The sequence below is a fragment of the Acidiplasma cupricumulans genome, assembly GCF_001402935.1.
In the GTDB taxonomy this organism is placed as follows: Archaea; Thermoplasmatota; Thermoplasmata; order Thermoplasmatales; family Thermoplasmataceae; genus Acidiplasma; species Acidiplasma aeolicum.
The window spans coordinates 1-11,006 of record NZ_LKBH01000197.1; the positions used below are offsets into that span (position 1 = coordinate 1).

Sequence of the window (11,006 nt, forward strand, 5' to 3'; positions counted from 1 at the left end):
CCTCCATCCTATCCATGGCCATCCTAAATAACGATTCATCCATTAGTGCCTCTGACACTATTTTTGATACATCCTTCAAATGCTCATTATTCATGGTATTTTTTAAATTCTTCATGAAATGGAAATGGCAGTACTGCCACAGTGATTGTAGAAATGATTCCATTATAATATTGAATTTCACCTCACTAGTCCATATTCTTCTAGGCATTTACATTACCCCTTTTATATATTTATATAAATCATTCGTTATATATCTTTAGATGTGTTTAAGTTTAAACCATCCATAACCAATAGTTTCTATGGATATTGGTTTTAAATTGTATACCAACATTAATAGAAAAAGCAGGAAATAGGCAAAAAAATTAAAATAATTTTATTGACAGTGGGGCATAGGCATAATATATTATAATTTATATGTAAGAATATGGATTTATATAATAATTTATATTGCTATTTATATGAAAATAGTTGATGCAAAAACATATATATTAGATATACCGGTGGATACAATAAAGGATTCCCAATATACAGTAAATAAAATAAATCTTATTGTATTAAAATTATCAACAGATGACGGCATTGATGGTTATGGATATAACTGGAATACAGCCTCTGGAATGGATTTACCATATAAAATGTTTAATAAATACATAAAAAATGTAATAATAGGCGAGGATCCTTTTATGAGATTAAAAATAATGGATAAGATAACTAATGTAAATAATTTTGGTTGGGACCCTAGATTGGGAATTAACGGTCTTGGTGTGTATATTTTATCCATGGTTGATATGGCTCTCTGGGATATATTATGCAAAAAAATGGATATGCCATTATATAAGGTTCTCGGTGCAAAATCTGATATAGTTGAGGCATATAACACACATGGAGGATGGCTTTCATGGCCACTGGATAAATTAGTAGAGAATGCAATGGAACTAAAAAATGAGGGCTACAACTCGATAAAAATAAAGGTTGGTAGTAAAAATACAGATGATGATTATGAGCGTATAAAGGCTGTAAGAAATGCTGTTGGCAATAAAATGAAAATCATGATAGACGCCAACACAAAATGGGATCTCGAAACAGCAATAATGATGTCAAATAAGTTATATGAATTTAATATATATTGGCTTGAGGAGCCATTAAATTCACTTGATGTAAGATCGCATAAAATATTGAGAGAGAAAAGCAGAATTCCAATAGCACTTGGTGAATCATTGAACAATGAATATATTTTCAGGGATTATATAATAAATAATGCTGTTGATATAATACAGGTTGATGCAACAAAAGTTTCCGGCATAACAGAATGGTTAAAAATTGCAAACCTTGCGGAGGCATTTGGCATAAATGTTTATCCACATACCAATATACAGCAGCCATTGCATGCCCAGTTAGTTCTATCAGTAAAAAATGGAAGGATGGTGGAGCATGTCCCATGGCTTCTTGATGTCTGGAAATATCCATTAAAGCCTGAAAACGGTTATTTCCATTTAAATAATATAAAGGGTGCAGGAACTGAAATAAAAGAAACGGCAATTGAGAAATATTCAGTTAAAAAATTATTATAATAATGTAATTACATGAAAAATATGTGTGATGTCCTGAAATAAGTTACCTAATAAATTTATTTATTTTTATATAACCTTACCTCTTTTTTCTTAATATGCCATTAATGTTGTTGCCACGGGCTTGTTATTTATAGATAATGGCATATGCCTTCATTTAAAATTATAATTATACCATCCCACCCCTCGCTGTAAAATAAACCCTTAATGAGTTAATTGTATAATTTAACTTTTCTAAATTACCTTTGTTTGTGGATGGTCTATTCCTGTCAAGTTTTCTATATTGTAATGTTTATATGGTAACTCCATTCGAGACATGATAAAATTTTTTTTTAAGATTATGTATTGATATATTCTTATAAAATATCAGTTTTGCTTAATTCTGACGATATCTTATGCGGGCAGATTTTGATCTCGCACTTGTTACATATTATGTTTAATTTTACCGGTGAATTGATAACTATTCTATTTATTCCGGGTATCTCGTCTATTTCCCTGAATATATTTTTATCTATTTCACTATAAAAAATAATTCTTATAAAATTAGATTCAAGATCAGAATTCATGGAATACATTTCCTTAATATAAGAAGAATATTTTTTAATCAGGCACATTACCTCCCATAATACCTTTGGAAATGATCCTATATTTATATAGATTGTTACTATCTCATAGCCCATTAACAGCGATATTTTTGATATATCCGGTATAACCGATATATTTTCCATTATGGTTCTAACCACATCATTTTTATTAATAAACTTAATTGTTTCATATAACGTTCTCCTATTTACATTAAGTGCGTTTGCAAGGCTGCTTATTGAAACCTCAACATTATTTAAAAAAAGTTTGTCTCCCTTAACGGATATACCATTATTGTAAAGTGCCTGAACTATCTTTTTTTTTACGGGGTATTCCTTTAGGTATTCGTTTAAGACCAGCAGCATAAATATCATAAAGATTGAATGATATATATACTTATATAATTTTAATCTTAAGACTACAATCAGCGCGTTTGTTAATACTCTTATTATTTATCCAGATTTGAATATTGTATCTTAATTATATGAGGATATTAAATTATCGGCAATCTGTACCTTAATATAATTCAGGAAATTCATTCCCATCATAAATTCAGTGGTTTAATTTCTGGTATATTTATTTATAAAAGGCTAATAACGAATAGATTATATACATTTTAAACATAACATTATAAATGATAATTGATATTATCATAATATAATCAATCAAATAAATAACAACGGTGATAATAGTGAATGTCGATCCAAATATAACCAAATACCTAATTAAGGCTAAAATAATAACTGATGGTGTTGTTGAAAAACCTGATGTGGTTGGTGCAATCTTTGGCCAAACCGAGGGTTTACTTGGTGATGAATTAGATTTAAGGGACCTTCAGAAGAGTGGAAAGATTGGCAGAATAGAGGTAGAAATTGATACCAAGAAGGGCAGAACTGAGGGGTTTGTGTTAATTCCCTCCGGCCTTGATCAAGTTGAAAGTTCCATACTTGCCGCAGCCCTGGAAACTATAGACAGAATAGGTCCATGCAAGGCCAAGGTTGAAATAGAGGATGTTGAGGATGTAAGAATTAACAAGCGTGACAGGGTAATCCAGAGGGCAGAGGAATTATATAAAAAAATGGGTGAGAATGGTAAGAGCCTTAGCGAGAGCATAATTCAATCTGTCAGAGAGGAGGTTGAGAAAAAGGAAATAATATCATATGGTGAAGAACATCTGCCTGCAGGTCCTGCAATTAACAATTCCGACTCAATAATAGTTGTTGAGGGCAGAAATGATGTTCTAAATCTGTTAAGATATGGTATAAAAAATACAATAGCAGTTCAGGGAACAAGTGTGCCCAAAACCGTCAAGGAACTCTCAAAATCCAGAACGGTAACATTATTTGTGGATGGAGACCATGGCGGGGATTTAATAATAAAAGAAATGCTTCAGGTGGCAGATGTTGACTTTATTGCCAGGGCCCCACCAGGAACAGAGGTTGAGGAACTTACATATAAACAGATAGTGAAGGCCTTAAAATATAAAACTCCAGTTGAACAGTATCTTGAATCACACGGCATGATAGAAGAGCTAAAAGAATTTACCGAAAAATCAAATATGGAAAAACAGAAGATTGAGGAAAACAATAAATTAGATCATCAGGAAAAACACTCCGAAAAGCCTGCAGAAAAAGAGGTAAAAGAATCCAGATCAGATTCAAGGGAAGAACATAAAAACGAAGATAAGACAAATCATAAAGAACAGGTTAAGGAAGTACAGGCCTCAGAAGCCACTGTCCAGGAAGTGGAGGAGATAAAGAGGAATATAAATGACCCAAAATTTATAAAGAATAAACTGGAGGAATTATTTGAGGAAAAGAACATGGAAATATTTGATCAGGATTCAAATTCATTAGGGAAATACCCAGTATCAACCGGCGTTGATATGCTTGATGGTATTACCGGAGCAAATACATTAATCACAGGTGGAATAATTACACAGAGATTAATAGATACTGCATATACCATTGGAATCAAAAACATCTATGGCATGAAGATAGGCCATGTGACTAAAAAGCCTGAGAATATAAGGGTGGTTACATGGGATCATATGTAAATCTTAATGATTATCCAGATACCTCATATGTTAAAATTCCAACAAATCCACTTGATAGGGTTATAGGCCAGCCAGAAGCCGTTAGGCTTGCATTACTTGCCGCAAAACAGCGTAGAAATCTACTGCTTGTTGGTCCGCCAGGTGTTGGTAAATCCATGATAGCACAGGCCATGTCATTTTATATTGAAAGACCAAGGGAAGAGATCCGGGTTGTTCATAATCCTGCATATCCGGAGAGACCATTTATAGAGGTAAAAACTATAGATGAAATAGAGAAGGAAAAGAATGAGCTAAATTCTATAGAAGGCCAGATTATAGATCCAAAGGACGCACCCCAGAACGTTGCCGAGCGTTTAGGCTATCGCTGCCCGCACTGTGGATTTTATTCCCCACCAACTGAAAATATATGCCCAAACTGTAATAACAGTAAAATTATAAACAGTGCACAGGGTCCATTTAATGACGTTTTTAATGTTATAGGCGTTGCTTTTGGAGTTAATAACACAAACGACAGGGTAACACAAACAAGAAGAATAGGGGATAAAGAGGAAATAGTTGTTTACGAAAAATTTGGGGATAAAATAAGGGTCCTTGATGAGAAAACACTTGAAAAAAGAAGAAAAATGGAGAAAAAAAGTCCAAGCAAGGTAATAGTTCCAATAGATAGAAATCCCTTTGTACTTGCAACAGGTGCAAGTGAAACTGAACTTTTAGGGGATGTTAGGCACGATCCCTATGGTGGTCATCCACAGCTTGGGACGTTACCATATGAAAGGGTTGTTGCCGGTGCAGTACATATGGCCCATGAAGGTGTTCTTTTTATTGATGAAATCACACATTTAGGAAATCTTCAGAGATTTATATTAACTGCAATGCAGGAAAGAAAATTCCCGATCATAGGCAGGAATCCACAGAGCGCAGGTGCAAGTGTAAGGGTTGACGATGTTCCAACCGATTTTATACTTGTTGCAGCATGTAACATACAGGATTTACAGTACATATTAAGTCCATTAAGGTCAAGAATTATCGGTAATGGTTATGAAATACTTATGGAAATAGCAATGCCAGATAATCCCCAGAATAGACTAAAATACCTGCAGTTTATAGCCCAGGAAATAAATATAGACGGAAAAATACCACACATGACCATGGATGCTGCCAGAATAATTATAGAGGAGGGCAGGCGCAGGGCAAAGGAAGATCATAAGGAAAACTCACTTACATTAAGACTTAGGGAACTGGGCGGTCTTATAAGGGCCGCAGGAGACATGGCAGTGGAAAAGCAGCACAAGCTCATAGAAAAAGATGATGTTAAGGAGGCGCTTTCACTTTACATACCGGTTGAGGAGAAAATAAAGAAGTACTATGGAAGCATGTATAATGCCATGAATCAGGAGGCTACAGGATCTCAGAAGGGTGAATATAATACATATTATAACTATAATGATGATAGAACATATCAATAAATTTATCTTTAATTATAAAATAATTTTTATACTCACAAAATAATTAATATTTGTTAAGCATCCTGATTAAAATGACATTGATTATTACATTTGTTACAGTATACGTGGCATTATTTGCCATAATGAATCCGATAGGCGCAGTGCCGGTTTTAATATCCCTAACAGACGGATACACAATAAAAGAAAGGAAGGATGTAATAAGAAAGGCTGTTTACACAGCATCAGGAATGATTTTTGGATTTATGTTTCTTGGAATATACATTTTTGACATTCTTGGAATTAATTTGTATGATTTTGAGATAGCAGGAGGCGCACTTCTGTTTAAGGTTGGTTTTGATATGCTTCAGGGAAAAATATCACAGACCAAAATGACGCAGGCAGAAAAGGAGGAGTCATCTGAAAGGGAGGCAATTGCCATAGCACCCCTTGGCACCCCACTTCTTGCAGGCCCTGGTTCAATAACCACTGCTATTATATTTTTCAATGAAGAGAACATTGCATTAACATCCAGATTCATAACTATAATAGCAATAGTGCTTGTTCTCATTTCATCTTTTATTATTCTTAAATATTCAGTTAAGATATTTGAAAAAATTGGAAAAACAGGGTCTATAGTAATTTCCAGAATAATGGGATTGTTACTTACAGCAATAGCTGTCGATCTAATAGCAAACGGGATAATACATATATTTAATGTTTAAGTATTTCAAAAATTTCATTATAATTATCTAAAGTTAACTGTCCTGGCGCTGTGCTTTCTTTAAATTTTGCATAGCCGATATCTGAAACAGTTATTAGGGAAAATACCCTTAAAAAGCTATTTTTATCTCCCATTGGTATAAAGGCCATTTCCTTATTGGTTCTTTTTTTGAAATCCATTATTATTAAAAGGTCCCTGAGGAATTTTTCATAATCATTATAATTTAAGGCTATCTTGTAAATATCAGGATTGTGCATCTCCATTTTTTTTAATATATTTTTTACATCATCGTTATTATTACCATGATATGATAGCATCAACCTAGATTTCTGAAAATCATCTCTTTTAAAATAAAAGTTGGAAATATCAATATCTATTATTGGTGCCCTGTTAAATGCATATGAATATACTTTTATTATATCTGCTATTTTGCTACCACGGTATGTAAATATGTAATTTATTTTGTTTTCATTCATGTAAGAAATAATATTCTCTGGGTTTTTATCATTTAATTCAAAAAGATCGAATCTTATTTCATAATTATTATTTTTTTTTAAAATACCTGAGTCAAAAGCATTTTTAAGTTCATTAAAGGATTTAAAATATATGGATATGTATATATTATGCAGGTTATTAATATCAGCCGTCATCCAATGTTATAATAATACAACAATAATAAATGTTATTCTTTGAGTTTAGATAAGGTTTTAACTAAAAAAAGAATATACATTTATGGATATGATAGAAATTAAGAAAGGATCTAAGTACAGGGTTATATCCGGCAGCGGTGATGATAAACCAATGATTACTGATGGGGAGTACGTTGGTTATGCAATACTTGGTGAGGAGGGCGCTCTTGGTTTTCGTGTTCAGGATAACAATTCACAAAAAATTCGCCTTATACCAATTAACTCAATAGCATACATAGAGTTCGATGAGGAAAACCTTGTTATAAAAAATAAGGATGAGGAAAAGGATAAAACAAACTATATAGTTTAAAAAATTTTATTTTAACATTGCACAGCACATCTCTTCATATATCCTTTTACCATTAAATATACTGTTATAGAGGCATACCCTGTCAATTTTTATCTCGCAGTTTATTTTTATTTCTGGCAGTTCTAATTTTCTTTTAAATCTATAAATTGTAATATGTGGTTTAAAATTATTATTTTTAACCCCCAAACTATTAATTATGTCATAATAAATTTTATCGAGGCCATTGCCTGTAATGTCCAGATATCCAATATTTGCACCTTCCTTTTTGGGAAAGCCGCTTAATCCCTTAATATGTATTTTTACTGCACCCTCATCGATATTTTTTATAATATCACATACCATTTTTGCATATTTTTTATCTATATTCCCAAGGAAGTAATATGTAATATGAAGCAGATTTAAATCAACCTTCTTTCCCGGAAGTTGTATTCCATTGTATAATTCCTGGCTTAAAGTTACCGGCGATGCTATAAAACACCTCATCCTATCATTTTTGTTAATCATTTTATATTGTAAAACCATGTCAGAATAAAAAAATTTTGACATCTTAATAATCAAATTATTAGCATATATTTTTAACACTTTATAACAAAATATTAATACAGATTTTTGCTTAGAGTTCTAATGTTATATCCGCATTATCTCCAATCATTTGCACCGTACATAACTTTATTATTGCTATTTTTGGATGGTTATATATTTGGCTTTATAGCTAAAAAATCAGTTTTAGCAGTTATATTATTACTAATAGCACTAATTATTGGTATTTTTCTCGGTATGGTTTTAATAGGCGTGCCATCATTGGCCACCATAATTTCATTTACCACGCATTATCTATCAAATTTTGCTCCCATATTTCATCTTGGTTCAAATACCGTAATTTTATTTGTGCTAATTTTTATAATAGGTCTTGCCCTAGGGATATGGAAATCATAAAAAAATTTGGATAAATATAATTTAAAGCCATCGGAGGGTTTCGATCCCCCGACCTGCTGATTACAAATCAGCTGCTCTACCAACTGAGCTACGATGGCAGTAATACCATTATTAAAACGCATTATTTAAAATTTTTACTTTTGGTTTTTATTTCAGGATTAAAATTTAAAAAATTTATAATTAAATAATTATTTTTATTCTTCGTGGTTATATGCTTCCATTACATATTCCGCAAACTGGTCGTCAGGGTATGCTCCAACAAAAGTAACATCATCATTTATCACTATATGCGGTACTGCAGAAACACCAACATCTGAAGCTTCCTGATCGAACTCAAGAGATTCTATCATCTCTCCTTTTATGTTTTTGTTAAGCAGCGCAAATTTATGTGCTGTTCCAACGGCCCTTGGGCAGTACTGGCATGTTGGTGTTACATAAACCTTTATTGTGATTGGTTTATCCACCTTTGAAATCAGTTCAACAGCCTTTTTGGACACGTCAGCATCACCTATTGAAACATTTTCAAGGTCCTCTATTAATGATCCGAATTCATATCCTGAGGGAATACCGTAATAAACTATCCTGCCATCCACGACACCTTTTGGGGCCACTATGGTAGCTGGATACTTTTCAACACCGTACTTTTCAACAAGATCTTTATCGGTCTCATATACATATTTTACCAGATTTATCTTGTCGCTTAATGTGGCAACCTCCTCGGCAAGCTGTACTGTTTCCTTGCAGTATTTGCAGTCTGTATTATTGGATGTAAATACAACCAGATCCACAGGGTTTTTTAGCTTTTTTGCAAATTCATCCATTAGGTATTTTTTATCTTCATCTCTTATCAATGCCATATTTATCGATTAAGTATTTTAAACTACTATTTAAAGATTTCTGCACAAATTTGTGTACTATATTTATTATATGATTACATTAATATATAATCTTGCCATATTTTAAAGAATGACCGAAAAGCTATATTATACAGATATGTATGGAACTGAGTTTGATGCAAAAGTTGTTTCTGTTGATGGAAATAAGTTTATATTAGATCGAACTTTATTTTATCCAACCAGTGGTGGTCAGCCAAATGATACCGGTACGGTTAATCAGGATGGCACAACATACAACGTTATAGATGTTTATAAGGAGGGCGATGATATTATTCATGTTTTAGATCCCAATTCATCGTTAACCCCAGGAGCCCATGTGCATGGAAAAATAGACTGGGATAGAAGATACATACACATGCGGTATCACACAGCTGTGCATATAATTGATGGTGTTGTTAATAATAATTACAGTGATGAAGGTCTTATCACCGGGGGTCAGATTTATGAGGATCATGCAAGGGTTGATTTCGATTTTAAAGAGATTGATAGGGAAAAAATATCTAAAATCATAGATGAGGCCAATGATATAGTGAATAAGGGCCTAAAAGTTTTTCAGAGGGATATATCCCGTGATGAGGCTCTAAATATTCCCGGTCTTGCCAGAACAGAGCCAGGAAGAGAATTAATAAAGAAACTTGATCATGTACGTATAATTGAAATAGAGAATTTTGATTTTCAGGCTGACGGTGGAACACATGTTAAAAATACCAGAGAAGTTGGAAAAATAATAATGGGAAAAATAGAAAACAAGGGAAAGGGCCATAAAAGATTAAATTTCAGTTTAGAATAAAAAGTTCTTAAACTTAATTTTTCATATATATTTAAACAGTTTATCAATTATGGTGTCATTTATTAATATTTGAAATGTTTTAGGTTTATGATAATGTTTATTTGTATATTTTTTTTATATAATCATTCATTAAGATTGATAAAATAAATAACTTTATTAACCACTTGTATATATCAATGTGATAAACATGGAAAATAAAATGCCTTTGATAGGTGAGAAATTTCCGGAGATGGATGTTATAACCACGCAAGGTGCCAAGAAGCTTCCTGACGATTATTCAGGAAAGTGGTTTGTATTATTCAGCCACCCTGGCGACTTTACACCGGTATGTACAACAGAATTTTTTTCATTTGCACAGAGAAGCGATGAATTTAAGAAATTAAATACAGAACTGATAGGATTAAGCGTTGATTCAAAGATATCACACATGGAATGGATAAATTGGATTCATGATAATTTAAAAATAGATATAAAATTCCCAATAATAGCAGACCCTATGGGAAATGTTGCAAGGAATCTCGGCATGATACATGCAGAATCAGCAACATCAACAGTAAGGGCGGTGTTCATAGTCGATAATAAATCAACTGTTCGGGCAATATTATATTATCCACTTGAAATAGGAAGAAACATATCTGAAATACTGAGAATGATAAAGGCATTGCAAATGGTTGATAAATTTAAAATAGCAACACCTGCAAACTGGCCAAATAATGAACTAATAAAATCAGCGTTTATAAATCCTCCACCAGCAACAATGAATGATATACCTGAAAGAATGAAAAAATACCGCGGCTATGCATGGTGGCTCACATACCAGGATGCTCCCGAGGAGGAAGTAAAGGAGGCCAAGAATTTATCAAAAACGGAGTGAGAAATATGCCAGTTTATGAATCAGAAGGCAGTCTGGATGAAAGGACAAAGGACCTTTCAAGGGCAAGGCAGTCACTAATAGAGGAAATGCAGGCAATAATGTTCTATGATGAGAGGGCATATGCAACAAAGGATAAAAA

13 protein-coding genes, 1 tRNA gene and 1 pseudogene are annotated in these 11,006 nt (G+C 32.8%); 9 read left to right on the top strand and 6 right to left on the bottom strand.

Features of this window, described 5'->3' with window-relative positions:
- Positions 1–208 (bottom strand): annotated as a pseudogene (locus AOG55_RS09345) (hypothetical protein); the annotation flags it as partial.
- A 250-nt stretch (positions 209–458) separates the two neighbouring features.
- Between AOG55_RS09345 and AOG55_RS05975 the strand changes: the two are divergent.
- Positions 459–1,571, top strand: a complete 1,113-nt coding sequence (locus AOG55_RS05975; protein ID WP_048101793.1) for a mandelate racemase/muconate lactonizing enzyme family protein — start codon at positions 459–461, stop codon at positions 1,569–1,571.
- A gap of 353 nt (positions 1,572–1,924) precedes the next feature.
- Here the strand turns inward: AOG55_RS05975 and AOG55_RS05980 are convergent, their stop codons facing one another.
- The gene (locus tag AOG55_RS05980) at positions 1,925–2,524 is read right to left on the bottom strand and encodes a hypothetical protein (protein WP_052656782.1); all 600 of its coding nucleotides are present in this window, start codon (positions 2,522–2,524) and stop codon (positions 1,925–1,927) included.
- Positions 2,525–2,841: 317 nt separating this feature from the next.
- On the opposite strand from AOG55_RS05980, the gene dnaG reads away from it, so the two are divergent.
- The 3 genes from dnaG (at position 2,842) to AOG55_RS05995 (ending at position 6,373) form a co-directional block, all read left to right on the top strand.
- The gene (gene dnaG, locus AOG55_RS05985) at positions 2,842–4,206 is read left to right on the top strand and encodes a DNA primase DnaG (protein WP_048101860.1); all 1,365 of its coding nucleotides are present in this window, start codon (positions 2,842–2,844) and stop codon (positions 4,204–4,206) included.
- On the top strand, positions 4,191–5,672 hold the full coding sequence (locus tag AOG55_RS05990) for an ATP-binding protein (protein WP_048101792.1): 1,482 nt from the start codon (positions 4,191–4,193) through the stop codon (positions 5,670–5,672). The genes dnaG and AOG55_RS05990 overlap by 16 nt, the downstream gene beginning before the upstream one ends.
- A 71-nt stretch (positions 5,673–5,743) precedes the next feature.
- A complete protein-coding gene (locus AOG55_RS05995; protein WP_054963971.1) occupies positions 5,744–6,373 on the top strand; it encodes a MarC family protein in 630 nt (209 codons plus the stop codon).
- Here AOG55_RS05995 and AOG55_RS06000 read toward each other — a convergent pair.
- The gene (locus AOG55_RS06000) at positions 6,363–7,022 is read right to left on the bottom strand and encodes a type I 3-dehydroquinate dehydratase (RefSeq protein WP_048101790.1); all 660 of its coding nucleotides are present in this window, start codon (positions 7,020–7,022) and stop codon (positions 6,363–6,365) included. The genes AOG55_RS05995 and AOG55_RS06000 overlap by 11 nt on opposite strands.
- Before the next feature lie 82 nt (positions 7,023–7,104).
- Here AOG55_RS06000 and AOG55_RS06005 point away from each other — a divergent pair, with 82 nt between their 5' ends.
- Positions 7,105–7,371 (top strand): hypothetical protein, encoded by a 267-nt coding sequence (locus AOG55_RS06005; protein WP_048101789.1) that lies wholly within the window; start codon positions 7,105–7,107, stop codon positions 7,369–7,371.
- Between the two features lie 6 nt (positions 7,372–7,377).
- Here the strand turns inward: AOG55_RS06005 and AOG55_RS06010 are convergent, their stop codons facing one another.
- Positions 7,378–7,875: a 2'-5' RNA ligase family protein gene (locus tag AOG55_RS06010; RefSeq protein ID WP_162200876.1), complete on the bottom strand. Its 498-nt coding sequence runs from the start codon at positions 7,873–7,875 to the stop codon at positions 7,378–7,380.
- A gap of 120 nt (positions 7,876–7,995) precedes the next feature.
- On the opposite strand from AOG55_RS06010, the gene AOG55_RS06015 reads away from it, so the two are divergent.
- The gene (locus AOG55_RS06015) at positions 7,996–8,307 is read left to right on the top strand and encodes a hypothetical protein (protein ID WP_048101787.1); all 312 of its coding nucleotides are present in this window, start codon (positions 7,996–7,998) and stop codon (positions 8,305–8,307) included.
- Between the two features lie 25 nt (positions 8,308–8,332).
- Here AOG55_RS06015 and AOG55_RS06020 read toward each other — a convergent pair.
- Positions 8,333–8,405 (bottom strand) — tRNA-Thr (locus AOG55_RS06020).
- A gap of 96 nt (positions 8,406–8,501) precedes the next feature.
- A complete protein-coding gene (gene pdo / locus AOG55_RS06025) occupies positions 8,502–9,164 on the bottom strand; it encodes a protein disulfide oxidoreductase (RefSeq protein WP_048101786.1) in 663 nt (220 codons plus the stop codon).
- 109 nt (positions 9,165–9,273) lie between these two features.
- Here pdo and alaXM point away from each other — a divergent pair, with 109 nt between their 5' ends.
- The 3 genes from alaXM to AOG55_RS09860 all read left to right on the top strand — a co-directional run.
- Entirely contained in the window at positions 9,274–9,993 is a 720-nt protein-coding gene (alaXM, locus tag AOG55_RS06030) for an alanyl-tRNA editing protein AlaXM (RefSeq protein ID WP_048101785.1), read from the top strand.
- A gap of 187 nt (positions 9,994–10,180) precedes the next feature.
- On the top strand, positions 10,181–10,867 hold the full coding sequence (locus AOG55_RS06035) for a peroxiredoxin (RefSeq protein WP_048101784.1): 687 nt from the start codon (positions 10,181–10,183) through the stop codon (positions 10,865–10,867).
- Positions 10,868–10,872: 5 nt separating this feature from the next.
- A partial coding sequence (locus AOG55_RS09860) for a ferritin family protein (RefSeq protein WP_449222421.1) occupies positions 10,873–11,006 on the top strand: 134 nt, incomplete at its 3' end.

Bases quoted from the DNA above. Each gene is read 5' to 3' on its own strand.
- AOG55_RS05990 (WP_048101792.1), top strand. From the start codon at position 4,191: ATGGGATCATATGTAAATCTTAATGATTATCCAGATACCTCATATGTT.
- AOG55_RS05980 (WP_052656782.1), bottom strand. From the start codon at position 2,524: ATGATATTTATGCTGCTGGTCTTAAACGAATACCTAAAGGAATACCCC.
- AOG55_RS05995 (WP_054963971.1), top strand. From the start codon at position 5,744: ATGACATTGATTATTACATTTGTTACAGTATACGTGGCATTATTTGCC.
- pdo (WP_048101786.1), bottom strand. From the start codon at position 9,164: ATGGCATTGATAAGAGATGAAGATAAAAAATACCTAATGGATGAATTT.
- AOG55_RS05975 (WP_048101793.1), top strand. From the start codon at position 459: ATGAAAATAGTTGATGCAAAAACATATATATTAGATATACCGGTGGAT.
- AOG55_RS06015 (WP_048101787.1), top strand. From the start codon at position 7,996: ATGTTATATCCGCATTATCTCCAATCATTTGCACCGTACATAACTTTA.
- alaXM (WP_048101785.1), top strand. From the start codon at position 9,274: ATGACCGAAAAGCTATATTATACAGATATGTATGGAACTGAGTTTGAT.
- AOG55_RS06010 (WP_162200876.1), bottom strand. From the start codon at position 7,875: ATGATTAACAAAAATGATAGGATGAGGTGTTTTATAGCATCGCCGGTA.
- AOG55_RS06035 (WP_048101784.1), top strand. From the start codon at position 10,181: ATGGAAAATAAAATGCCTTTGATAGGTGAGAAATTTCCGGAGATGGAT.
- AOG55_RS06000 (WP_048101790.1), bottom strand. From the start codon at position 7,022: ATGACGGCTGATATTAATAACCTGCATAATATATACATATCCATATAT.
- AOG55_RS06005 (WP_048101789.1), top strand. From the start codon at position 7,105: ATGGATATGATAGAAATTAAGAAAGGATCTAAGTACAGGGTTATATCC.